Source organism: Streptomyces sp. NPDC057438 (genome assembly GCF_042802995.1).
GTDB lineage: Bacteria > Actinomycetota > Actinomycetes > Streptomycetales > Streptomycetaceae > Streptomyces.
In genome coordinates, this window is sequence record NZ_JBHVDD010000022.1 from 36,592 (window position 1) to 60,939 (window position 24,348).

Here is a 24,348-nt window from a genome sequence, read left to right on the forward strand (position 1 = left end):
GGGTGTTTGCGGCAAGTCCTCATGAACTGCGCGGTTGATCGCAGACGAGTCACTGCTTCCGGCAAAGCACAGGTAAATGCAGAATAAACTTCACTGACCGTTACCTTGCATTACGCGCCGTGGCGATCATCACATCCTCTGGGTCGATCTAGCGGAACTCCACAGAGCCGACACAGAATCTGCCCATCTGATACGCCATCACGCGTGGTCCATTCCCGGCCCCGCCTCGAATGGTCCGGGGGGACCTCGCCGTGTTCGGTCGCTTCTTGCCTGTCCGCTCGCGTCGGCTGCGCCGGGTGCGCGCGGCCGTCGTGCCCACGCTCGGGGCGGCGCTGCTCGTGGGTCTGCTGCCCGCGCAGTCGTTCGCGCTGCCGCCCGACCCGGCCGCGGCCGAGAAGGGCCGCGAGACCGTCAAGCTGGAGACCCTCGGCGAGGACGAGATCGTCGCCGGAGCGGTCGCCGAACCCGACCTGGAGACGCTGAAGGTCGACGTCCCGCCGGACCGGCAGCAGGCCCCGACAGGCACGGTCGTCACACCGGTGGCCGGCACGGAGCCGGTCGACTTCGGCTCGGCCGCGAGCACCGGTCCCGCATCGGCGCGGACGGCCGCGACCGCGCGACAGGTCGGCATGACCCCTGCCGGAAGTCTCCCCGTCAGTCTCGGGCAGGCTCCGGACCAGGCCGCACCCACCGGCACCTGGCAGGTCCAGCTCTACGACCGCGCGGCCGCCGTGTCGCAGGGCGTCGACGGCACCGTCGTGAAGGTCCAGGCTCCCGCCACCGGCTCCGTGCCGATCGCGGTCAAGCTCGACTACGCGAAGTTCAAGAACCTCTACGGCGCCGACTGGGCCTCGCGCCTGCGCTTCGTCCAGTTCCCCGAGTGCTACCTGACCACGCCCGACGACGAGGCATGCCAGGAGTACGAGGAACTGGAGACCACGAATGACATCAGCACCCAGTCGATCACCGCCACGGTCGACACGGCGGCGGACGGAACCGTCACGCCCGCCTCGGCACGGACGACCCCGCCCGGCGGACCGTCGATCGCCCAGGCGTCCTACCGCACGTCGGCCACCGGAGTCACGTCGGCCACCGGAGTCACGTCGGCCACCGGAGTCACGTCGGCCACCGGGGTCACTCCGGTCGCCGCGACCGGTGACACGGCCGTCGTCGGGGCGGTCGACTCCGGCGGCGGTGCCGGCGGCACGTTCAAGGCCACACCGCTGGCCTCCAGCGGCAAGTGGTCGGCCGGCGGTTCGTCCGGTGCGTTCACCTGGTCGTATCCGCTGACGGTCCCGGCCGCCCCCGCGGGCCCTGCCCCCAACGTCGAGTTCAGCTACAACTCCCAGACCGTGGACGGCCGTACAGCCGTCGCCTCTCCCCAGTCCTCCTGGATCGGCGAGGGCTGGGACTACGACGCCGGTCACATCGAGCGCCGTTACCGCGCCTGCCAGGACGACCGCAAGAAGATGAAGTCCGGCACCGCCAACAACACCGCCAAGAAGGACAAGACGTCCGACCTGTGCTGGGTGTCGCACAACGCCGTGATGTCCCTGGGCGGCAAGACGACGGAACTGGTGCGGGACGCCGCCTCCGGCAGCGACCCCGAGAAAGACACCGAGATCTACCGCCCCGAGAGCGACGACGGCACCCGCGTCGAGCACCGCGTCGGCGGCACCAACGGCGACAACAACGGCGAGTACTGGATCGTCACGACCACGGACGGCACGAAGTACTACTACGGGCTCAACCAGGTCGGCGGCGGTCACGCCGACACCGACTCCGTCTCCACGGTCCCCGTCTTCGGCAACCACCCCGGTGAGCCCTGCCACGCCACGGCCTTCGCCGACTCCCGCTGCGGTACCGGCAAGAAGCAGGCCTGGCGCTGGGGCCTGGACAAGGTCGTCGACGTACATGGCAACACCCTGGTCGTCACCTGGAAGCAGGAGACGAACCACTACGCGGTGAAGAAGAAGTTCAAGTCCCCCGAGCAGTACGACCGTTTCGCCTACCCGAAGACCATCGAGTACGGCATGCACGCGGACCTGACCAAGCCCTCCGCGACCGTCGAGTTCGGTGTGGCACAGCGCTGCCTGAAGTCGGCGACGGCCTGCGACGCGGCGAACTTCGCCAAGACCTCCGACCCGGGTGCGTACCGCCCCTGGTGGGACACCCCCGGCAACCTCAACTGCAAGTCGACGTCGAAGCTCTGCCCGGCCTTCCCCTCCTTCTGGTCGCAGATGCGCCTGGACTCGGTGACGACGAAGGCGGCCCGCGCCGGCCAGACCGGCCTGGGCAAGGTGGACACCTACGAACTCCACCAGTCCTTCCCCGAGGACTGGTACTACACGTCCCCCGGACTCTGGCTGAACTCGATCACCCGTCGCGGCTTCGCCCCGGGCGACACCACCGGCACGCTCCAGCACAAGGACGGCGTCAGCTTCGGCGAGTACACGGTCGGCTCCTCCTCGGAACTGAAGGGGCGCCTGAGGGACCGCCAGCTCCCCAACCTGGTGTCGAGCGGCCCGAAGGACCAGCGTCCGCCCTTCACCCGCCCCCGCATCGGCACAGTGGCCACCGAGCACGGCGGTGACATCGAGGTCGAGTACAAGGGTGGCTGCGCGAGCGAGCCGTCGGAGGACAAGGGCAAGAACAACGGCACCTGCTACCCGGTCCGCTGGTCGCCGGACGGCGACGAGAAGAAGCCCGCGAAGTCGTGGTTCAACAAGTACGTCGTGCACTCCGTGACCGAGAACGACAAGGTCACCTCGCGGGGAAAACTGATCTACACCCAGTACGACTACACGGACCCCGCCTGGGCGAAGACCGACGACGAGTTCACCCGGCCGTCCCTGCGTACGCACAGCGTCTGGCGCGGTTACCGCCAGGTGGCGGTCACCAAGGGCAGCAGGACCACCACCTCCGCGGGAGCGCCGCAGGCGCAGTCCTACTCCGAGACACGCTACTTCCAGGGCGTCGGCGGCGAGGTCAAGGACTCCACGGGCACGTACACGCTCGTCACCGACGACGAGCCGCAGTACGCGGGCATGGCGGCGGAGAGTCTCACCTACCTCGACTCGGACAAGGGCACGCCGAAGAAGCGCACCCTGACCTACCCCTGGTCGAAGCAGACCGCGTCCCGGTTCCGTGAGGCCGAGGACGGTGCGGACATGGATCCGCTCCTGGCCCATCGCAGTGGTGTGAAGCGTACGGACGAGATCCAGAAGGTCGGTGACAGCTGGCGGGCCGTCCGGACCCTGACGACCGTCGACGACACCTACGGCATTCCGGTCCAGGTCGAGACGGCGGTGGTCAAGCCGGACGGCTCCGGCGAGGCGTTCTCCGATCAGATCTGCACCAGGACGTCGTACGTGCACAACACGTCGGCCTGGCTCATCGGCCTGCCCAAGCAGCAGCGCACCACGGGCACCACCTGCGCGGATCACGACAGTGCCGACCCCGCCAAGCAGCTGATCAGCGCGAGCCGCACCACCTACGACAACCAGTCCTACGGTGATGCCCCGACGAAGGGTCTGGTCACGGCCGCGGCAGGGGTGAACGGTGCCGGAACCTCGTACTCGGTCGTCACGAAGACGACGTACGACCCGCTGGGCCGGGTCCGTACCGTCGCCAAGCCGGGCGCAGGCACGACGGAGATGCGGTACACCCCGGGCGACACCGGTGGTCCCGTCACCTCGGTGGAGGCGATCAACGCCAAGGGCCACGCGGTCACCACGACCTTCGATCCGGGCCGCAGCCTGGCGCTGACGGTCAAGGACGCCAACGGCCGGGTCACCCGTAGCGAGTACGACGCCCTCGGCCGTTTCGTGAAGGGCTGGTCGCCGTCCCGCTCCTCGGGCTCCAAGTCACCGAACGTCGAGATCGAGTACCAGCCGGCGATCGCCACCTCGAAGGAGTCGCGGCCCGCCGCCATCACGACCAGGTCGCTCAAGGACGACGGCACGTACAGCCGCCAGGTGACGATCTACGACGGCCTGATGCGCCAGGTCCAGACGCAGTCAGAGGCGCACGGCCCCGGCCGCGTCGTCACGGACACCACCTACAACGACCACGGCCTGGCCGACGAGCAGACCAGCGCCTACCTCGCGAAGAACGAGCCGGCCGCCGAACTCTTCTCGCCCAGGTCGAAGTCGCTCGTCCCGAGCCGGATCAAGCACCTCTACGACGGTCTGGAAAGGCCGGTCAGTCAGTCGACGTTCCACGACGAGAAGAAGGTGTACACGGCCAGGTCGGAGTACGGCGACACGTTCACCTCCGTGGACCCGGCCGGCTCGACGTCGCCGCGCGTCCGGACCGTCACGGACGCGCTCGGCCGGGTCACTTCCATCGTCCACCACAAGGACGACAGCACGAGCGCCGGACGCACGACGACCTACGGGTACGACGACCGAGGCCTGCGCACCAGCGTCACCGACCCTGCCGGCAACGAGTGGACGTACACGTACGACGCCCGGGGCCGGGTCACCTCCACGACCGACCCGGACGTCGGCAAGACGGACACGTGGTACGACGAGGCCGACCGGCCGTACAAGGTCACGGACGCCGAGAAGCGGACGACGTACACGGAGTACGACGAGCTGGGCCGGGTCAGGTTCGTCCGTGAGGGCTCCGAGACGAGCGTTCCCGTCAAGTCGTTCACGTACGACTCCCTGTCGGGGGCCCTCGGCCAGCCGGTCGCCTCCACCAGGCACACCGCGAACGGTGACTACATCAGCCGCGTCACGGGCTACGACACCGAGTACCGGCCGACGGGCACCGAGACGGTGATCCCCGCCAACACCATGACGACGGGCGTCGCGGGCACGTACCCGTACAAGTACACATACACGCAGACCGGAAAGCCGCAGACGGTCACACTGCCCTCGGTGGGCGGCCTGGCCCAGGAGAAGGTCGTCACCCGCTACAACAGCGACGGCCTCACCGAGTCGACCTCGGGTCTCGCCTGGTACACGTCCGACGTCACCTACTCGCCGTACGGTGAACCCCTGCGCACGGTGTCCGGCTCCCAGCCGAGCCGCGTGTGGACGACCAACTTCGTCGACCCCCACACCGGACGCCTCCAGCGCACGGTCGCGGACCGCGAGACCGCCGGTCCCCACCGCATCTCGGACAGCTCGTACTCGTACGACAAGTCCGGCGTCATCACGTCGAACGCCCGTCAGCTGTCTGATGCTTCGGGTGACACCTGGGACATGCAGTGCTTCACGTACGACGTGATGGGGGAGCTGGCCAACGCCTGGACGTCGAACATCACGCCCACTGGCAACGGCACGGGGTGCAAGTCGGCGAACGGTACGACGTGGGGTCCGCGCACGGACTACGCGGCCTCGTCGGGGCCGGTCGCCGACGCGCCGGACACGGCGAGTGACGCGTCCAGCCCGGACGCCTCGCTCAAGTCGACGCTGGCGGCCACCGCCCCGGCCGCGAACACCGTCTCCACGGGCGCCACCGCCTACCACCAGTCCTTCACCTTCGACTGGCTGGGCAACCGGGCCACCCTGACCGAGGCCGACCCGGCGGACGCGACCAAGAACGTCACCTTCACGTACGGCTACAACGCGTCCAAGCAGCCGCACACGATGACCTCGGTCTCGTCCAGCCCGGCGGGTCAGGGCAGCACGTACACGTACGACGCGGTGGGCAACACGAAGCTCCGTGATCTGCCGGCCGGGGCCCAGGACCTGAAGTGGACCTCGGAGAACAAGCTCGACACGATCACGGTCGGCACCAAGAAGACGACGTACGTCTACGACGCCACCGGCAACCGCCTCCTGGAGAACTCCTCGTCCGGTACGACGCTGTACCTGGGTGAGACGGAGGTGACGACCGGCAGTTCCGGTGCGGTGACCCGCGCCTCCCGGTCCTACGCCCAGCCCGGCGCCCCGATGGTGACCCGCACGGCGACCAGCGGCGCGACGACGGGGCACCAGCTCTCGGCCCTCCTCGCGGACCACCTGGGCACGGCGAACACGGCGGTGGCCCTGGCGAGCGGCCAGGCGGTCACCCGCCGAGCCGCCAAGCCGTACGGCGAACTCCGCGGCCCGAAGCCGGCGTCGTGGCCCAACAAGCGCGGCTACATCGGCGTCGGCATCGAGGACACCGCCACCGGCCTGACGCACATCGGCGCCCGCGAGTACGACCAGAACTCGGGCCGCTTCATCTCGGCGGATCCGATCATGGTTATGACTGATCCGCTCCAGATGAACGGGTATGCGTATAGCCACAATAGTCCGGTTTCGCGCAGCGACCCGACTGGCTTGCTGGACCTCGTCAAGGCTGAGGCTCAAATTGCCAAACAGCAGCAGAAGCAGAGGGCTCAGTACATTAAGGAGAAGTACACAAAGGCGCACGACACGGTGATCATTATGTATAAGTCGTGGCTGCGAACGCTGCAGCCCAAAGGGGGTGGGCAGGTAACTGTCGATCTTCAGCAAACGGTCGGATTTCGTGACTCCGAGAACTACATCAAAAACGTTCCGGGCAGAAAGAACGGCGGGTGGGCCGATCTCTTGTACTGGACCGAAGATGCCGTCTATGTATGGGATGTTAAGCACGCTGGTGGTGGGGCGGAGGTCAAGGGTGATGCGGAAGTAAAGGAATATGTGAAGAGTCTGAAGAAGCAATTGGAAGGAAGCGAAGAGACGAAGAATCTCAAAGTGAAAATCGGCTTCGATATGACTCCACTCAAGGGGCCCAATCTATTCAAGCCCGATCAGTGGATAGATGCTTTCCCGTCGGTGAAGAGTGATGGTGTGATCACCTATAGGATGCAGAAAATGAGGCGCGATAAGGGGAAAGATCCCAACCCTCCCACTCCTCCTCTTCGCGCGCCAGTGACGGTTGAGAAACCCTTGAAGAAATTCACGTCCGACTTCAGGGAGTGGTGGCATGTGAATGTAGAGAATCATGACTGGTCGCGAAGTCCTTGGGGTTCGGCAGATTCCCCCTTGGCTCCTGGTATCCTCGGCCCCCTGCTAGCCTATTGACCTTGACGTCTGTAAGAAGGTGACGTTGCCGTGAACATTTCCCTGTTCCCTGTTTCCGCAATGGATGTTTCCTCCGGGTTCGAGCGGGTGATCAACCGTTTTCGCCTGATGGGCTCTGATCCTGCTGTCGATCTTTGCGATCTGGGTGACGACGGAGACGTCATTGAGCAGCTGTTGCTTCACGCGAATGCGCGTGAAATCGGGGAAATGGCAGTCTCCGGCGGGACCGTCCTAGGTGATGACGAAGTCGGAACGGTCTGTATGTTTCTCTCTATCGTCGAGGTCGAGTCGGTGGCCCGCTTCTTTTCTTCTGTGAGTGTCGAAGAAGTGATGCGAGGAGCGCCGGATGTTCTGTCCGGTATTATTCGCGGAGGAATCCCTGGAGGTTACCTAGACGGGTTGAGGCAATCTTTGGATGATTTGTGGAATGTTTACGATACTGCTGCGAGTAAGGGTTTGTGTGTGGCGCAAGTCTATGAGGGGTGACTGAGATTTTCACGGGCGTCGGAAATAGGAGCGCTGTACTCGATCCCTTCCGTCAGGCCCCGCAACCCCCCACCCGCCGGCTGGTCACCGCGATGTCGTCCATCCTCATCTCGAACGTCGACGGCGTCGGGTTCGACTGGTACAGCTGCCAGCCCAGCTTCAGTTTGTCGAAGGTGGGGAAGGTGAAGTCGTCCGTCGTGCCGCCGTGGTTCTTCGTGGAGACGGTCAGGTCGGGCTGGGGCACACCGTTCAGGTAGACCGTGACGCGGTTGTCCGTGGCGTCCAGGTGGAACTCCGCGCACTGCCACTTCCCGGCCACCGCCGGCGCCGAGGTCTTCCAGTTCGTCCAGTCGCCCGTCGGGCCCAGGTCGGAGCCCACGCCATAGAAGTTGCCGTTGTCGGTGGGGGCGTACTGGCCGCCGAGGGGGCGGACCAGGGTGGGGGAGTCGGTGCCGGAGGCCTCCGCGAGGGTCCAGTGCGCCCAGTCGGGGGCCGTGGGGAACTCGGTCACCCGCAGCCGCATCCGGGCCCAGAGGCTGTTGCCGGGCGGGGCGAGGTCGGGCAGCACCATGAAGGCGCGCCCGTTGCCCTCGGTGCGGAGGCGGAGCTCCCGGCCGTGGCCGTGCGTGCCGGGGACGACGGTCAGCGTGCCGCCCGACGCGTCGGTGGTCCAGCCCCGGCCCTTGGTCACCGGGCCGAGCGGGAGACGGTTGAAGTTCTCCCGGACGAGCGTGCCGCCGTACGGGTCGTGGTGGACGGGCGTCGCCGAGGCTGTGGGGGGTATCGCGATCAGGATCGCGGCCGCGGCCGACACTGCGGCCGCGGCTTTCCTCAGGATGGTCATGGGGTCAGTGTGTGATCAACCGCCCCATCCGTCACAGGAGTTGGATGCGATCCGGCCAAGCGGTCAACGCTCGCGAAGCTGTCGCTACTGCGGGAAGGCCGGCTTCAGGCTCAGCTCTGTCATGCCGTCCGTCGTGATGCCGGACTCGTCCGCCCGGAAGAACAGGGACGTCTCACGGTTCATGCTGCCGACGAGGAGGTCCTTGTCGCCGTCGCCGTCGAAGTCGCGCAGGCGAAGGGCGGAGCCGAACTCTTCGTACTCCTTGGGGTCCTTGAGAACTCCCGCCGTCGCCCGGCTGAACCACTGGGAGCCCGTGCCGGACAGGCCCTTCCTGCCGCCGTGCAGGAGGTGGAAGCCGCCCGCGTCCTTCACTGAGCCGACCTTCTCGCCGGGGACGCCGACCGCGAGGTCCGGGTGACCGTCGCGGTTCGTGTCGCCGGCGGAGAGTTCGTACCCGAAGCCGTCACCCTTCGTCGCGGCCGTGGCGACGCCCGAAGTTGCCTGGGTGATCCGGTACTTGGCGGCCGGTCCGCCCTTGCCGCCGCGCACGACGACCACCGAGCCCGCGCCCTTGTTGTACGACGTGTCGCTGACCGCCAGGTCTCCGTAGCCGTCCTTGTCGAAGTCGGCGATGACGCCGGTCGGGCCGTAGTCCGGCTCCTTGCTGTTGATCACCACCAGTTTGCTGCTCCACTTGACCGTTTTGCCACCACGCAGCAACCAGGTGTCCTGGGTCATCTTGTCCTTGCGGTAGCCCTGGCCGAGGACGTACAGGTCGGTGGCCTTGTCCTTGGTCACCTTTCCCGCGACCAGCCCGGTGGGTTCGAAGGTGCGGGAGTGGTTCGAGCGGGTGTGCCTGGTGACCTTTCCGGTCCTGCCGGCCTGGGTGAAGCCGCCCCGGTACACGGAGACGGTGTCGATGCCGTCGGCGACCGCAAGGTCCGCCCTGCCGTCACCGTCGAAGTCTCCGGTTTCGAGTTCGTTCCCGAAGCCGCGGAGGTACTTGGCCTTGACGGGGAGCCGGGTCGCCTTGGTGCCGAGACCGGACTTGGCGCCCCACATGATGGTGACCGCGCCCGCGCCGGCCTTCCCGCTCACCTTCTCGGAGCGGTCGGCGACGGCCAGGTCGGCGTAGCCGTCGCGGTTGAGGTCGGCGGCGGCGAGATCATTGCCGAAATCATCGCCGAGGCCGCCCGCGTCACCGGCCTTCCCGGGGACGTCGGCACTGTTCTGTGTGAACGTCCTGGTCTTGTTGCCGGGTCCCGCGGCGGTCCCGTACGTCACGGTGAACTCGCCGTAGCCGGGGACCGCGTAGTCCCGGTATCCGTCGCCGTTGAAGTCGTCGGCGTGCTTGGCGGGGGCGGCACTCGCGGCGCCGGTCGAGAGGGTGAGCAGTCCGCCGGTCAGCGACACGGCCACGGCCGTCGCGAGAACCAGGCGGGTCTTCCTGGACGTCAACATGCGTCTCATGCGGGGTGTGTGTCTCCTGCGATGTGTGTGCGGGCTCGCCCGGGCGAGCCCGCACGGGATGGCTGCCTCACCGGTTTTCGCGAGCGTTTGCGGACAGACGCTCGCCCATGCGCCGGCCGCTGGCGGTCGATCTCGTTCTCGCGCCGAACAGGCTTACGGGAAAGGCTTGTTGAGGGACGTAAGGATGGCACGGCCCAGGGCTGGATTTTTCGCGGTGCGAGGGGGTCTCGGTGCGTCGTACAGTACGCGGACATGCCAACGCCGCCCGGCGAGATCCCGAGGCGCGGGGCGAATTCTGGAGGGGAACTGCGCGGCTGGGATCCGGGCCCCTCGTCAACGGGGAGGGGTGTTCGCGATGGGGTACGGGCGGAGAAGACGGACGGCGGTCGTGGTGGCCGTCGCGCTGGGGCTGTTGGTCGCGGGATGCGGGCAGCGCGCCAACCGGGATGAGCCGAGGGTCGCGTACAAGGAACTGCGGGACGTGCCCGAGGCACTCGACGAGGACGGCACGACGATCCGCGTGGGTGACCCCGAGGCGCCGGTCACCGTTCATCTGTACGAGGACCCGCGCTGCCCCTACTGCGAGGAGTTCGAGCAGACCGGCGGCGGTCCGGCCGCGCGTGAACGGACGCTGGGGCGCACGGTCGTGACCGAGTACACCCTCGCCTCCTTCCTGGACGACAGACTCGGCGGCAGCGGCTCCAAGAAGGCCGTCAACGCACTGCGCGCCGCGCTGGAGAAGGGCAAGTTCGCCGAGTACCACGCCGTCCTCTACGAGAACCAGCCGGAGGAGGCGGTCGACGGCTTCACCGACGCCTATCTGCTGAAGCTCGCCGACGAGGTGGACGGGCTGCGCGGCCCGGCCTTCGACTCCGCCGTCAAGACCATGAGGTACCGCGACTTCGTGACCAGGTCGGAGAAGGCCTACGAGCGGGCGGGCGGATCCGAGAACCCGGGCGGTCCCGGCACCCCCACAGCCGCGATCAACGGAAGGCGGATCGTCGAGATGTACGGCGCGGTCCTGTACGACCGGTCCGTGTTCGACCAGTTGCTGAAGACCGTGGAGCAGGACCCCATGGCCTGGGACGACGACAGGTCGATGTCACGGGACATGGGCTGATCCGGACGCACCGATCCCCCTGCCGACCGTCGCCCGCGGGAACGGAACCCCGCAGACCGGCTGTCCCCTCTACCAGGGCGACCGTATGCTCGATGGCATCCTCAGCAAGGCGATGCTGCTCGCCCGGGCACGGGGGTCGCGTCCGCGGGATGTGACTCCGCCCACACGCGGGAGCGGTCTGAGGGTCCGGCCGAGGTGACAACTTCTCTCCGGGCCCTTCCCTCCTGCAATATGACGGACAGCCCATAGTCAGCCGTTCAGCCATTCAGTCATTGAGCCGCTCCAGCCGCTCAAGCAAACGACACGCAGGAGTCAGTACCGTGACCGAGCAGCCTCAGCAGCCCGCTCAGCCCCCGCAGCCGCCGCAGCCCGGATACGGGTACCCGGGCGCGGCCCCCGGCCAGCCGGGCGCCAACCCGTACGGGGCTCCGCAGGCCGGCGACCCGTACGGGACTCCGGGCGGTTACCAGCAGCCGGGCGCGGGCCAGCCCGGCTACGGCTATCCGCAGCAGGGTGGTTACCCCCAGCAGGGCGGTTACCAGGTGCCTCCCACGCCGGGCGGCGCGTACACCGGCGACCCCAACGCCCCGTACGGCTACGACCCTTACGGGCGCCCGTACTCGGACAAGTCGAAGATCGTCGCCGGCATCCTCTCGCTGTTCCTGGGCTCCTTCGGCGTCGGCCGCTTCTACATCGGCCACGTCGGCCTCGGCCTCGCGCAGCTGTTCACCTGCGGCGGCCTCGGCATCTGGGCGCTGGTCGACGGCATCATCCTGCTCACCGGCAGCAACACCACCGACTCCAACGGGCGTGTCCTGCGTGGCTGAGCGCGGCCTCAGCACCCTCCGGCATCCGGCGGCGGCCCCCCTCGCGGTGGCCGCCGCCGGGCTGGCGGGCGCCGCGTACCTGTACGGCACCAACCCGCACGAGCCCGGCCACGTACTGCCCCAGTGCCCGTTCCGCTATGTCACGGGGCTCCTCTGCCCCGCCTGCGGCGGCACCCGCATGGTCTACGACCTGATGCACGGCCGCTTCGAAGCCGCCTGGCACGACAACCGGGTCCTGCTGCTCGCCGCGCCCTTCGCGCTCGCCCTGCTCGGCCGCTGGGCCGTCGAGGGCCTGCGCGGCCGCCGCTGGCGCCCCGAACTGAAGCCCCGCACCCAGGCCCTGATCCTGGGCATCGCGGTGACGTGGACGATCGTCCGCAACGTGCGCTGAGCGGCTCTGCCGCGAACGGGCCGAACTTCATCGCCTTCCCCCTGCCGACCCCCGTAAATCCCTTACGCCCGCTTTATGTTGCCCAGGTGTCGCAAGTTGGCTGGAATCGGATCACGGAATCGGAACGATCGCCTGAATCCCCTCCCGTCCGTCCCTTGCGTCTCACTACGCTGCAACCGCGACAGGGGGGATGACGGGGGACTACGTCGTGCTCATTCGTTGGCCGGTGTCTGCCGTGCCCGATTGCTGCCGGTATTTTGCCGCGCCTTCTCTCCTGCGATTCCCCCCGGAGCAATCCGCTTCGGTTGTTTGAGTCAGTACATCCAGGAGTATTTCCATGACCGTCCCCACCCCTGACGCTCCCTTCGGCCACGACCCGCAGGGGCGCCCGTACTCGGACAAGTCGAAGATCGTCGCCGGCGTTCTGCAGCTCTTCCTCGGCACCCTCGGCATCGGCCGCTTCTACGTCGGCTCCGTCGGCGTGGGCGTCGCCCAGCTCCTCACCTGCGGTGGTCTGGGCTTCTGGTCCCTGATCGACGGCATCCTGTTCCTCACGAGCAACGACCGCACCGACGCCCAGGGCCGTGTCCTGCGCGGCTGATCGCGCTGCGGATCACCGCTCGGGTGATCGACCGAAGGGCCTCGTCCGCCCGGAGCTTCCCTCTGAGCTCCGCGCGGGGACGAGGCCCTCGTGCGTGGTGCGTGCACCCTCGAGTGTGGTGCGTGCACGACCGGCTGCGTATGACGGAGGGCCCGCAGAATGAACCTGCGGGCCCTCCGTCATGCGCTGTGGCGGCGGCGGATCAGAAGCGGCGCGTGATGAGCGCCCGCTTCACCTCCTGGATCGCCTTGGTGACCTCGATACCGCGCGGGCAGGCGTCCGTGCAGTTGAACGTCGTACGGCAACGCCACACGCCGTCACGGTCGTTGAGGATCTCCAGCCGCTGCTCACCGGCCTCGTCACGCGAGTCGAAGATGAAGCGGTGGGCGTTGACGATCGCGGCCGGACCGAAGTACTGGCCGTCGTTCCAGAACACCGGGCACGAGGACGTGCACGCGGCGCAGAGGATGCACTTCGTGGTGTCGTCGAAGCGCTCACGGTCCTCGGCGGTCTGGAAGCGCTCGCGCGTCGGCTCGTTGGTGTCCTTCGTGATCAGGAAGGGCATCACGTCCCGGTACGCCTGGAAGAACGGCTCCATGTCCACGACCAGGTCCTTGAGGACCGTGAGGCCCTTGATGGGCTCGACCGTGATCGGCTTCTCGGGGTTGATGTCCTTGATCAGCGTCTTGCAGGCCAGACGGTTCTTGCCGTTGATCCGCATGGCGTCCGACCCACAGATGCCGTGGGCGCAGGAACGGCGGAAGGTGAGGGTGCCGTCCTCGTCCCACTTGATCTTGTGCAGACCGTCGAGGACGCGCTCCTTGGGGTCGATCTCCAGGACGAAGTCCTGCCAGCTCGCCTCGGCCGCGACCTCGGGGTTGAACCGGCGCACGCGGAACGTGACCGTGATGTACGGAGAGGCGGCGGACTCCGCCTCGACCTTGTCCAGAACAGGGGTAGCCATCAGTACTTACGCTCCATCGGCTGGTAGCGGGTCTGGACGACCGGCTTGTAGTCGAGGCGGACGGTCTCGGAGCCGTCGTCGCCGACCTCGCGGTACGCCATGGTGTGACGCATGAAGTTGACGTCGTCGCGGTTGGGGTAGTCCTCGCGGTAGTGACCGCCGCGGGACTCCTTCCGGGCGAGCGCCGACACGGCCATGACCTCGGCCAGGTCGAGCAGGTTGCCCAGCTCGATGGCCTCCAGGAGGTCGGTGTTGAACCGGCGGCCCTTGTCCTGGATCGCCACGTTCTTGTACCGCGCCCGCAGCTCGGCGATCTTCTCGACGGCCGTCTTGATCGTCTGCTCGGTGCGGAACACCATGACGTTGGCGTCCATGGTCTCCTGCAGTTCGCGCCGCAGCTCCGCCACGCGCTCGTTGCCGGTGGCCGAGCGCAGGCGCTCGATCTGCTCGACGACGAGCGACTCCGGGTTCTCCGGCAGCTCGACGAAGTCGGCCGTCTGCGCGTAGGCGGCGGCCGCGATGCCCGCCCGCTTGCCGAACACGTTGATGTCGAGCAGCGAGTTGGTGCCGAGACGGTTGGCGCCGTGCACGGAGACACAGGCGACCTCACCGGCGGCGTACAGGCCCGGGACGACGGTGGTGTTGTCGATCAGCACCTCACCCTCGACGTTCGTCGGGATGCCGCCCATGGCGTAGTGCGCGGTCGGCTGGATCGGGATCGGGTCCGTGTAGGGCTCGATGCCGAGGTACGTCCGCGCGAACTCGGTGATGTCTGGGAGCTTGGCGTCCAGCTGCTCCGGCGGGAGGTGCGTGAGGTCGAGGTAGACGTGGTCGCCCTCGGGACCGCAGCCGCGGCCCTCGCGGATCTCCGTGTAGATGGAGCGGGAGACGACGTCACGGGACGCGAGGTCCTTCATGACCGGCGCGTACTTCTCCATGAAGCGCTCGCCGTCCTTGTTGCGGAGGATGCCGCCCTCACCGCGGGCGCCCTCCGTCAGCAGGATGCCCATGCGCCAGATGCCGGTCGGGTGGAACTGGAAGAACTCCATGTCCTCCAGCGGCAGACCCCGGCGGTACACGGCCGCCTGGCCGTCACCGGTCAGGGTGTGCGCGTTCGACGTCACCTTGAAGAACTTGCCGCAGCCGCCGGACGCGTAGATCACGGACTTCGCCTGGAAGACGTGGATCTCGCCGGTCGCCAGCTCGTAGGCCACGACACCGGCGGACTTCTTGACGCCGTCGACCTCGGTGATCAGCTGGTCCAGGACGTAGAACTCGTTGAAGAACTCCACGCCGTGCTTCACGCAGTTCTGGTACAGCGTCTGGAGGATCATGTGACCGGTGCGGTCGGCCGCGTAGCAGGAGCGGCGGACCGGGGCCTCGCCGTGGTTGCGGCTGTGACCGCCGAAGCGGCGCTGGTCGATCGTGCCGTTCGGGGTCCGGTTGAACGGCAGGCCCATCTTCTCCAGGTCGAGGACGGAGTCGATGGCCTCCTTCGCCAGGATCTCGGCGGCGTCCTGGTCGACCAGGTAGTCACCGCCCTTGACCGTGTCGAAGGTGTGCCACTCCCAGTTGTCCTCCTCCACATTGGCGAGCGCGGCGGCCATGCCGCCCTGCGCGGCGCCCGTGTGGGAGCGGGTGGGGTACAGCTTGGTCAGCACGGCGGTACGGCTGCGCTGCGTCGACTCGATCGCCGCGCGCATACCGGCGCCGCCGGCGCCGACGATGACGGTGTCGTACTTGTGGATCTTCATGATCGGTTACCTCAGCCCCGTGCCTAGCGGATGTTCGGGTCGAAGGTGAAGATCACCAGCGTGCCCAGCAGGATGGTGAACACCGTGGCGGTGTAGAGCAGGCCCTTCAGCCACAGGCGGGTGTTCGGGCGCTCCGCGTAGTCGTTGATGACCGTACGCAGGCCGTTCGCGCCGTGCAGCATCGCGAGCCACAGCATCAGCAGGTCCCAGGTCTGCCAGAACGGGGACGCCCAGCGGCCCGCGACGAACGCGAAGCCGATCTTGGAGACGCCGCCGTCGAGGACGAGCTGGATGATCAGGTGGCCGATGACCAGGACGACCAGGACGATGCCGGACAGTCGCATGAAAAGCCATGCGGCCATCTCGAAGTTGCCGCGGGTGGACCTCGGGGTCTTCTTGGTGCGCTTGCGGGGCGGCTCGATGACGGGGGCAGGGTTGTCGGGGCTGTAGCCCGACAGCTCCCCGGCGCCCTCGACGGGGCCGATGCCGGATGCGGTGGTTTCAGTGGCGGACATCTGTCTCAGCTCCCGAAGACTTCACGGACGGCGTGGCCGAGAACGGGGTACAGGGCCCCGATCATCAGCACCAGCCAGATGCCGACGACGGACCACAGCATCGTCTTCTGGTGACGGGGGCCGTTCGACCAGAAGTCGACGGCGATGACCCGAAGACCGTTCAGCGCGTGGAAGAGGATGGCGGCGACGAGGCCGTACTCCAGCAGCGCGACGATCGGCGTCTTGTACGTGGCCACGACCTTGTCGTAGGCGTCGGGGGAGACACGGACGAGAGCGGTGTCCAGCACGTGTACGAACAGGAAGAAGAAGATGAGGACGCCGGTGACTCGATGAGCCACCCAGGACCACATTCCTTCCCGGCCGCGGTACAGCGTTCCAGCCGGCACGGAAGAACCCTCCGGGAGCGGGGATTGGGGCCGGCCGGCTTGCTTGTCGGTCTGACCCGGCCGGGTACGGTCCACCGGCCCCGGCCATGGTAGCGATGCCGCTGCACTTGGATTGAGCCGGGAGGGTTGGTGTGATCAAACTGGCATACAAAGGTGCACGTAAGGGTGAGTAGGGGGCGGCATCCAGGGTGGGGGTGTCTGTGCGGTGCCGGGTGCGGGTGGGTGGAGGCTTGTCGCGCGGTTCCCCGCGCCCCTGAAAGACGCGCGGTTCCCCGGCCCTGGACTGCGTGCCCGTGGTTTCCGCGACGTGTGCGGCTCCCCGCGCCCCTGAAGAGCGTCGCGGGCCCTCGCGCCCCTAGGTGACCCGTGGCCCTCGGGCCTGGTTCCTTCGGGTGGTCAGGTGGGCGGTGAGGCGCTCCTTCGCCAGGCCGCGCAGTTCCTCGGCCACCACAACCCGTTCCTCCTCCGGGTCGTTGGCCAGGCGGGAGCGGATGCCCTCCAGGGTGCGGTCGAGGAGTTCGTCGGGGCGCGCGGCGGCCTGGGAGATCACGAAGACATGGCCGAAGCGGGCCTCGTAGGCGGCGTGGGCGGCGTTCAGGGCGGTGTGGGCCACGCCGTAGGTGTCGTCGGGCAGGACCGGGAGGGTCTCGCCGGACAGTGCCTCGGCCAGGTCGGCCGCCGTGAGGTCGTACGCCGCCTCGTCCGACGCGGCGAGCAGGGCGTCCAGGTCGGGGTAGGGGCGGTGGGCGGTGAGGCGGTGGGCCCAGCGGAGGCTGCGCAGACAGGTGAGGAGGACCTGGCGGACGGTCTCGGCGGGGGCGTGGTTGAACCACTCCAGGGCCGACGGGCCGGGGGTGCGGACCTGCAGCGGTAGGGCGACCTGGCCGGGGAGGTGGGGGAGACGGTGCGGAGGCAGCGTGGTTCCTCGGCGGTGCGTAGGGGCCGACTGGGCAGGTTGGGCAGGTTGTGCGAAAGGTGCCACCACGTTACCGAGGCGGGTCATGGGCTGTCCGTTCGATGCCCGAAATTCACCCGAACGGGAGAGTTTCGGAACCTGTGGTGGACGGATGGGGCGGTGGAACGTCGTAGGTTCGAGAACAGGGCTCGCGAGAGAGCCGGGAAGTCGGGACAGGGCCGGGAGAGGGCCGGACGAAGAGCGGGGGACAGTGCGGGCGAGAGGTGCGTGAGATGTCGTGGATGCTGACCGGAACCGGGATCGGGACCGGGGGCGCGTCGTGAACCGAGGCCGGCGCAGGGCACCCCGCAGGAAGACGGCGATCACGTCGAAAGGGTTGCTCCTGGGTACGGGGGCCGTCCTGGCGGGCGGCGCGGTCGCGGTGGCCGTCACCGTGTGGCCGGGCGACGGGACGCGTACGTCCGGCGGTTCGGAGCCGTCGCGGGCACGGTCGTCGGTGAACGCCGCCGAGCAGGCCCCGGCCACCTCCCCGTCGCCCTCGCGCTCGTACCCGCTGTCCCAGGAACCGCGGACCATCCCCGCCGTACGACAGCACGAGGCGGCCCGTGGCCCCGGCTGGAAGCCCACCGACGAGGGCCGGGTCGTCGTACGGAACGCCGCGCTGGCCGACGAGGGGCGGCTGACCGCCGGGGAGCTGGGGCTCGCCTACGCGGGGGAGGCGCGGCCCCGGGACGGGGACGTGGAGCTGGCGCTGACCGGGGCGGACGAGCCGAGGTCGGAGGCGTACACGCTGACCGTGAAGAACCGGCGCGTGCGGATCGCCGCACCCGCCGAGGCCGGGGTCTTCTACGGCACCCGCACCCTGAAGCAGGAGGTCCGCGGCGGCGGTACGGCACCGGAGGGCGTCGTCCGGGACGAGCCGGCCAAGCCGCAGCGCGGGTTCATGCTGGACATCGCGCGCAAGCACTTCACGGCGGGCTGGATCGAGGACCGTATCCGCGAGCTGGGCGACCTGAAGTACAACCAGCTCGGGCTGCACTTCTCCGACGACCAGGGCTTCCGGATCGAGTCCACCAGCCACCCCGAGGTGGTGTCCTCGCAGCACCTCAGCAAGGCCCAGGTGAGGAAGATCCTGGACCTCGCCAAGAGCCGGCACATCCAGGTCGTACCGGAGATCGACTCCCCCGGGCACCTCGGGGCCGTGATCGCGGCCAACCCGTCGCTGCAGCTCAGGAACGCCCAGGGCGTGGCCGCGAGCGGGGCCGTCGACATCGCGAACCCGAGGTCGGCGGTGGTGGTGGACGAGCTGCTCGACGAGTACGCCGGTCTGTTCAAGGGCGCGTACTGGCACCTCGGCGGGGACGAGTACCGGGCGCTGATGGCGTCCGACCCCGAGGCGTCCTACCCGAAGCTCGCCGCCGCGGCGCGGCAGAAGTACGGCGCCGGCGCGACCGTCGCCGACCTCGCGACCGGCTGGCTCAACGACCGCGCCAAGGTGATGCGCGACCACGGCCGGACCGTGCGGGCCTGGAACGACGGGTTCTTCCGGGGCGGCTCGGTCCAGGCGGACAAGTCGATCCAGGTCGCGTACTGGACGGGCAAGGAGATCGGGGCGCGCCCGCCCGTGGAGTACCTGAGCGCCGGGCGTCAGGTGATCAACTACAACGACGAGTACCTGTACTACGTCCTCGGCGAGCCCAACCAGTTCTTCTACCCGACCGGGCAGCGCATCTACGAGTCCTGGACGCCACGGGTGCTGCGCGGCACGACCGCCGTCCCGGCCCGCTACGACGCCCAGATCCTCGGCGGTTCGTTCGCCGTCTGGTGCGACCTCGCGAACCGGCAGACCGAGGCGCAGGTCGCCGCGGGTGTGCGGATGCCGCTGCGGGCGCTGTCGCAGAAGCTGTGGGATCCGGGGAAGCCCGCGCTGAGCTGGGCGCAGTTCCGGGAGCTGGCGGGAAAGGTGAGCTGAGGTGGTGGCGGGCTGAGCTCCCCCCGGGCCCCGGAGGGCCGGTTGGCTGCGGAAGCCTCTGTGAGGCGGAATCGGGTGGACGGGCGGGGCCGGTGAACCGTATGTTCCGCGTGTTCTGATCGCCGAGCGTGAGGGTCTGGGGAGGACCGCGGTCGGCGTGTTTCGATCACACGGGGGCTTCACGATGAACTGCGCGCGCTGCGGGAACCACGCGGCGGCACCGGGCGGCGAGCTGTGCCGGCGGTGCGAGGCGGCGCGTCCGCACCAGGTCACCGATGCGGGCCCGGTTGCCGATCCGCTCAGCGCGGCTCCGCCGGCGTATCCGCGCGCCCCGTACACCGAACCGCCCATCCAGTCGCCCCACGGCCCCGCCTGGCTGCGGTCGCCGGTGGCGCTCGGGCGGACGGTGGCGATCCTGCTCGGGGCGGTCGCCGTCGCCGACGCGGTCGCGGTGTGGGCTGACCTCGCGCTCCTCGACGTGTCGGACCGGCTGGCCGGCGGCGACTGGAGCGTGGCCCTGGAGAACGACTCCGACCGTGCGGACGGGCTCGTCGCACTGGCGGGCGTCCTCCAGACGCTCACCTACCTTGCCACCATCGTCGTCTTCCTCGTCTGGTTCCACCGGGTGCGGGTCAACGCCGAGGTGTTCGCCCCCTTCGGGCACCGGAAGAAGCGGGGCTGGGCGATCGGCGGCTGGTTCGTGCCGGTGGTGAACCTGTGGTTCCCGCGCCGGATCGCGGTCGACTGCTGGGACGCGAGCAGCCCGTGGGAGAAGCCGCGGTCGCACGCGCTCGTCAACACCTGGTGGACGCTGTGGCTGCTCAGCCTGTTCGCGGGGGAGGCCGGGGACAGGACGTACCTCAGGGCGGAGGAGATCGCGGAATACCGGCTGGCCGCCCGGCAGATGCTGTTCGCGGACTCTCTCGAAATCGTGTCGGCGGTGTTCGCCGCCCTGTTCGTCCTCGCGCTCACCCGCATGCAGGACGACCGGGCGCGCAGCGGTCCGCGCGAACCGGAACCCGTCACCGTCTGAGCGGATTGCCCGATTCCGGGAGCGAACTGCCGTAGATGTGTGGTGTATTCCCGGTATGGGGTACTGGGGGTACTACGTCGTGGGCAGGAGCGGGCAGCCCCTCGCCGGGCTGGCCGCGCTGGGCCGGGCCAAGGGCCTGACGCTGTGCGCGACGGCGGCCGGCGACTGGCAGGTGTGGGCGTATCCGACGGGCGCGCCCGGCACGGAGGCCGAAGGGGACGCCGGGAGCACCGGGGACGTCGGGAACATGAACGCGCTGGCCCGGGAGACTGGGGCGCCCGCCCTGTTCGGCTACGTCATGGACAGCGACTGTGTGGTCGTCGAGGCGGCCGGGCCGGAGAGCGGGGCGTGGACCACGTGTCTCGCGCGGCGGGCCATGGCCGCGTATCTGGGCGACGGCGGGGGGCTCACCGTCGAGGACTACTTCCTCGAACCGCGGGACGCCGCCGAGCGTGCCGTCGCCTGGGCCGCGGAGGCCGGGCGGGCGGCGGACGCGCGGGTGCTGGCCGATGTGTTGACCTCAGAGCCTGGACCGGCGGACCCCTTGGCTGAAAACATTCTGTTCCGGTTGCTCGACCGGCTCGGGGTCGTCCCTCTGTGACACTCCCGGGCCGTCGCACGCAGTAAGGGGAAGTGCGAGCTCCGTATGACCGGGGTGGGGTCGAGCGGGATACAGGGGAGGCGTGATGAGCCTGGTGGAGCTGTTGGCCCAGGCCGACGAACGCGGTCTGGCGGCAAGCGGATTGGCTTGTCTGGACCGTTGCGTGCCGCTTCTCGGGGGTGACGACGAGGTCCTGCGTCCGCTCTGGGCGGGGCTGGTGGACGACGGAGAGGCGTGGGGGGAGAAGGTCGCGAAGGTGCGGGGTGAACTGGCCTCGTCCGATGCCGACGTGGAGGTGGATGCCGGTGGCGGTGCCGCCGACTCGGGTGTGGAGGCGGTTCTCTTGGCCCGTCGGATGCTCGACGCGGTGCCCGGCGAGCGGTCCGGGGACGCGCTGCGCGAGTGGGCGGAGATCTGCTCCGTCTCCGCCCTGAGGATCCATCAGCTGCTCGATCCGCTGGACGCCGGGGGAGACGACTCGGTGGCGGACTGCCGTGCGGGCCGTACCGAGGGCGCCTCCCACCTCGTCGCCGCCGAACTGCGCCGTCAGGTCGTCGTGCTCGAACTGCTCGCGCAGCACGGGGCGGCGGGGGTGCGGCAGGCCCTGGGCGCGGCCACCGAGGGGCGGCGCGTGCTGCGGGCGGTCGTGTCACGGCGGGCGCGTGGGGCGCGGCGGTAAACCTCGCTTTCCTGGCGGGTCCTGTGGGTGTCCTGAGGCCGGGTGTGGCGGTCCTGCGCCGGTGTCGCGCACACACCGAAATCGCGAAACGTCTCGTGGGGAGCGGGCGCTTTCCCGAGTGTGAGCGCACAGCAGACATTCAGTTCGGGCGGCGCCCCCGGCGTGCCGGGGAGCCTCGGCACGCCCGGCGGCCACGACAGCCGGCCCGCGAGCGCGGCGAAACCCCTCCGGTGGGCGGCCGACGCGGTGGCGATGATGCGGGAAGGCGCCCGGGTGCGTCTCGACTACTCGACGCAGAGCCTGTGGCGGGTGGACCGGATGATCGAGGAGATACGACGGGAGGGCGCGCCCTACGCCGCCGTGGAGCGGGCGTTGCGGGGGTTCGGGGCGTACGGGGGCGAGGTCGTCGTGCGATGGGCCGGGGGCGAGTGGGTCCAGTCGGGCGGGGAGTTCTGGGTACGGACCCGGGACGGCCGGTACTGGGATCCGCTGGACGAGGCCCGGCGCTGTTTCGCCGGTGAGGGCTCGCTGCGGCTGCTGTGCCGTGACGCGATGTCGTCCGGCTGACGTGGGCAGGTTCGCGTCGTCCGGCTGACGTGGGCAGGTTCGCCGCCGCGGGTGAGCGGGGTCCCTCGCGTGTCTGTCCGCGCCACCGGACGGGCGCCGCGCGCCGTCGGAAGGGGCACCGTGGCGGCGGTTGACGGTGTGACACTTCCGCGGAGCGCGACGCAGATGACCATGGGGGCTTGGCGGCGGCCGGGACGGTCCCCGCACCGCCATCCCGGCACCGACGCGGCACTGGCTCGGGCAGCCTGCGGCCAGGGAGGGGAACCTCGGCGCGTGCAGGCGTACGACGGGGAGCTGGGCGCGGCCGTCGCGCGGGCCCAGGCCGGGGACGAGGCCGCGTTCGCGGTGGCGTACCGGCTCGTGCAGCCCGGGTTGCTGGGGTACCTGCGCGGGATCGTCGGGGACGACGCGGAGGACGTCGCCTCGGACGCCTGGCTGGAGATCGCGCGGGACCTCGGGCGGTTCAAGGGGGACGGCGCGGGCTTCCGGGGCTGGAGCGCGACCATCGCCCGGCACCGGGCCCTGGACCATCTGCGGCGCCAGAAGGTGCGGCCCCGGGCGACCGCCCTGGAGAACGACCTGCTGGAACTGCCGGGCACGCACAGCACCCAGGACCAGGCCCTGGAGACCCTCTCCACCGAACAGGCGCTCGCCCTCGTCGCCCGGCTGCCGCGCGATCAGGCCGAGGCCGTACTGCTGCGTGTCGTCGTCGGCCTCGACGGTCCCGCCGCCGCCCGTGTCCTGGGCAAACGCCCCGGCGCGGTCCGTACGGCCACGCACCGGGGACTGAAACGCCTCGCGCAGCTCCTGCGGACCGAGGGTGTGACGGATGACGGCTCCCGGACGCTGGGGGAGTCGAGATGACCGACAGCGACGACGGCCCGGGCGCCGAGGACACCGGCCACCGCGGCCACGCGCACGCCGACAGGGAAGGGCACGAGATGCCGTCGGGGAGGACGGATCCGGCGCAGGGGCCCGGCAGCGGCCGGGGCGATGGTGGCGGCCATGGAGAGGCCGGTGCCGGTCGGGCCGGTGACCGGCATGCCGGCGGCGGCCGTGAGGGCGTACGCGCCGACGGCCGAGCCTCCGACGGCGGCTGCCGGGGGGATGACCCGGGGCCCGGCAGCGGCCGGCGCGCCGGTGCCGGTCCGGGCGGGGACCGGCGTGACGGCGAGGGCCCTGACGACCGACGGCCCGGCGCCTGCCGGGCTACGAGCGACACCGTCGGCGACGGCCACGCCTCCGGCGCCGCCGGCCCGGGGGCCCTCCTCGCCGCCGCCGTCCGCGCCGGTGCGGGGGCCGGCAGCGCGGGGGAGGCGCGGGCGGTGGCGGCCTTTCGGGCGGTGTGGGAGACGGGGGCGCGCACGGCTCGTACCCGGCGGCGCGACGACTGGCGGCCGAACGCGCGCCGTCGCGTGCAGCTGTCGATCCGCACCACCCTGGCCGTGCTGCTGGCCAGTCTCGCCCTCGGCGGAGTCGCCTTCGCGGCGATCGGCTCGGCCGCACGTGACGACGAGGGTGCCGGCCGCGAGCGCGCGGGCGAGGGGGGCGGGGACCGGCGTCCCCGTACGACGGACGGCGCTCCCGTCCGTCCCGGCCCCGCCACGGCCGACCGCCGTGGTCCGGACCGGGAACCGGCCGCGTCCCGGCAGCCCGACACACCCGGCCGGCAGCACGCCGACGGCAGCGGGCTCCACGGCAACGGCAACGGCGATGGCGGCGGCAACGGCGATGGCGGCGGCATGGGCAAAGGCAGTGGCAACGGTGGGACGCGGGGACCGTCCCCGCGCCCCGGCGCGTCGGGGGCGCCCACCGGGCCCGGTTCACGGGACGAGCCCGGTTCGTCGAACGAGCCCGGCTCACCGGACGGGGTAAGGAACCCGCCCGGCACGGAACGCGGCCCCGGCGGTACGGGTCGGAAGCCGCGCGGCGAGGTGCGGGCCCCGGAAACGAAGTGAGGCCGGCGTGCTCGCAAGACCCCCGTACTCGCAAGACACCCGGCCGACTCCGCCGATGGCAACGGCCGGGGCCGCCACCCCCCACAGGAGAGGCCCCGACCGTCGCGCGGCACGGGCCGCGCGGCGACCCGTACTACCTACAGCGCCGCCCTCGCGTTTTCTGTCACACCTCTCTGCATCACGAGTTAGTTGCATGTTCTACGGACATGGACGGTCAGCGGTTTCAGGCCGTAACGTGCCTTTCGCGCCGGATCGTG

The 24,348-nt window shown here is 69.5% G+C and carries 20 protein-coding genes; 13 read left to right on the top strand and 7 right to left on the bottom strand.

Going from position 1 to position 24,348, the window contains the following annotated elements; translation table 11 throughout:
- The first annotated feature begins 251 nt into the window (after positions 1-251).
- Positions 252-7,007, top strand: a complete 6,756-nt coding sequence (locus ACFU5F_RS15180) for an RHS repeat domain-containing protein (protein ID WP_383886974.1) — start codon at positions 252-254, stop codon at positions 7,005-7,007.
- Between the two features lie 30 nt (positions 7,008-7,037).
- Positions 7,038-7,493: a hypothetical protein gene (locus tag ACFU5F_RS15185; RefSeq protein ID WP_383886975.1), complete on the top strand. Its 456-nt coding sequence runs from the start codon at positions 7,038-7,040 to the stop codon at positions 7,491-7,493.
- Between the two features lie 52 nt (positions 7,494-7,545).
- Here ACFU5F_RS15185 and ACFU5F_RS15190 read toward each other — a convergent pair whose 3' ends face one another.
- Complete coding sequence (locus tag ACFU5F_RS15190; protein ID WP_383886977.1) at positions 7,546-8,337, bottom strand: hypothetical protein; 792 nt, start codon at positions 8,335-8,337, stop codon at positions 7,546-7,548.
- 84 nt (positions 8,338-8,421) lie between these two features.
- The gene (locus ACFU5F_RS15195; RefSeq protein WP_383886979.1) at positions 8,422-9,807 is read right to left on the bottom strand and encodes an FG-GAP and VCBS repeat-containing protein; all 1,386 of its coding nucleotides are present in this window, start codon (positions 9,805-9,807) and stop codon (positions 8,422-8,424) included.
- A 355-nt stretch (positions 9,808-10,162) separates the two neighbouring features.
- Here ACFU5F_RS15195 and ACFU5F_RS15200 point away from each other — a divergent pair, with 355 nt between their 5' ends.
- From ACFU5F_RS15200 to ACFU5F_RS15215, 4 genes are all read left to right on the top strand, one after another.
- Positions 10,163-10,927 carry a DsbA family protein gene (locus tag ACFU5F_RS15200; RefSeq protein WP_383886981.1) on the top strand — a complete coding sequence of 255 codons (765 nt, stop codon included), beginning with the start codon at positions 10,163-10,165 and terminating at the stop codon, positions 10,925-10,927.
- 320 nt (positions 10,928-11,247) lie between these two features.
- Positions 11,248-11,754 carry a TM2 domain-containing protein gene (locus ACFU5F_RS15205; protein WP_383886983.1) on the top strand — a complete coding sequence of 169 codons (507 nt, stop codon included), beginning with the start codon at positions 11,248-11,250 and terminating at the stop codon, positions 11,752-11,754.
- Positions 11,747-12,145 (top strand): DUF2752 domain-containing protein, encoded by a 399-nt coding sequence (locus tag ACFU5F_RS15210; protein WP_383886985.1) that lies wholly within the window; start codon positions 11,747-11,749, stop codon positions 12,143-12,145. The genes ACFU5F_RS15205 and ACFU5F_RS15210 overlap by 8 nt, the downstream gene beginning before the upstream one ends.
- A 337-nt stretch (positions 12,146-12,482) precedes the next feature.
- Positions 12,483-12,746: a TM2 domain-containing protein gene (locus tag ACFU5F_RS15215; RefSeq protein ID WP_013001272.1), complete on the top strand. Its 264-nt coding sequence runs from the start codon at positions 12,483-12,485 to the stop codon at positions 12,744-12,746.
- Between the two features lie 202 nt (positions 12,747-12,948).
- On the opposite strand, the gene ACFU5F_RS15220 is transcribed toward ACFU5F_RS15215, so the two are convergent.
- The 5 genes from ACFU5F_RS15220 to ACFU5F_RS15240 form a co-directional block, all read right to left on the bottom strand.
- Positions 12,949-13,710 (bottom strand): succinate dehydrogenase iron-sulfur subunit, encoded by a 762-nt coding sequence (locus ACFU5F_RS15220; RefSeq protein ID WP_037694414.1) that lies wholly within the window; start codon positions 13,708-13,710, stop codon positions 12,949-12,951.
- Positions 13,710-15,464: a succinate dehydrogenase flavoprotein subunit gene (sdhA, locus tag ACFU5F_RS15225; protein WP_059078954.1), complete on the bottom strand. Its 1,755-nt coding sequence runs from the start codon at positions 15,462-15,464 to the stop codon at positions 13,710-13,712. The genes ACFU5F_RS15220 and sdhA overlap by 1 nt, the downstream gene beginning before the upstream one ends.
- A 23-nt stretch (positions 15,465-15,487) precedes the next feature.
- Positions 15,488-15,979: a succinate dehydrogenase hydrophobic membrane anchor subunit gene (locus ACFU5F_RS15230; protein WP_275456446.1), complete on the bottom strand. Its 492-nt coding sequence runs from the start codon at positions 15,977-15,979 to the stop codon at positions 15,488-15,490.
- A gap of 5 nt (positions 15,980-15,984) precedes the next feature.
- Positions 15,985-16,365 carry a succinate dehydrogenase, cytochrome b556 subunit gene (gene sdhC / locus ACFU5F_RS15235; RefSeq protein WP_078531457.1) on the bottom strand — a complete coding sequence of 127 codons (381 nt, stop codon included), beginning with the start codon at positions 16,363-16,365 and terminating at the stop codon, positions 15,985-15,987.
- A gap of 355 nt (positions 16,366-16,720) precedes the next feature.
- Complete coding sequence (locus ACFU5F_RS15240) at positions 16,721-17,368, bottom strand: 2-oxo-4-hydroxy-4-carboxy-5-ureidoimidazoline decarboxylase (RefSeq protein ID WP_383886988.1); 648 nt, start codon at positions 17,366-17,368, stop codon at positions 16,721-16,723.
- Positions 17,369-17,657: 289 nt separating this feature from the next.
- Between ACFU5F_RS15240 and ACFU5F_RS15245 the strand changes: the two genes are divergently transcribed.
- From ACFU5F_RS15245 to ACFU5F_RS15275, 7 genes are all read left to right on the top strand, one after another.
- Complete coding sequence (locus ACFU5F_RS15245; protein WP_383886990.1) at positions 17,658-19,253, top strand: glycoside hydrolase family 20 protein; 1,596 nt, start codon at positions 17,658-17,660, stop codon at positions 19,251-19,253.
- A 157-nt stretch (positions 19,254-19,410) separates the two neighbouring features.
- On the top strand, positions 19,411-20,286 hold the full coding sequence (locus tag ACFU5F_RS15250) for a DUF4328 domain-containing protein (protein ID WP_383886992.1): 876 nt from the start codon (positions 19,411-19,413) through the stop codon (positions 20,284-20,286).
- A gap of 55 nt (positions 20,287-20,341) precedes the next feature.
- The gene (locus ACFU5F_RS15255; protein WP_383886994.1) at positions 20,342-20,887 is read left to right on the top strand and encodes a hypothetical protein; all 546 of its coding nucleotides are present in this window, start codon (positions 20,342-20,344) and stop codon (positions 20,885-20,887) included.
- An 85-nt stretch (positions 20,888-20,972) separates the two neighbouring features.
- The gene (locus ACFU5F_RS15260) at positions 20,973-21,566 is read left to right on the top strand and encodes a hypothetical protein (protein ID WP_383886996.1); all 594 of its coding nucleotides are present in this window, start codon (positions 20,973-20,975) and stop codon (positions 21,564-21,566) included.
- Between the two features lie 162 nt (positions 21,567-21,728).
- Positions 21,729-22,133, top strand: coding sequence for a hypothetical protein (locus ACFU5F_RS15265; protein ID WP_383887070.1), 405 nt, complete (start codon positions 21,729-21,731; stop codon positions 22,131-22,133).
- A gap of 273 nt (positions 22,134-22,406) precedes the next feature.
- Positions 22,407-22,997, top strand: a complete 591-nt coding sequence (locus ACFU5F_RS15270) for an RNA polymerase sigma factor (protein ID WP_383886998.1) — start codon at positions 22,407-22,409, stop codon at positions 22,995-22,997.
- Positions 22,994-24,091: a hypothetical protein gene (locus ACFU5F_RS15275; protein ID WP_383887000.1), complete on the top strand. Its 1,098-nt coding sequence runs from the start codon at positions 22,994-22,996 to the stop codon at positions 24,089-24,091. Before ACFU5F_RS15270 ends, ACFU5F_RS15275 begins: the two co-directional genes overlap by 4 nt.
- The last annotated feature ends 257 nt before the right edge of the window (positions 24,092-24,348 follow it).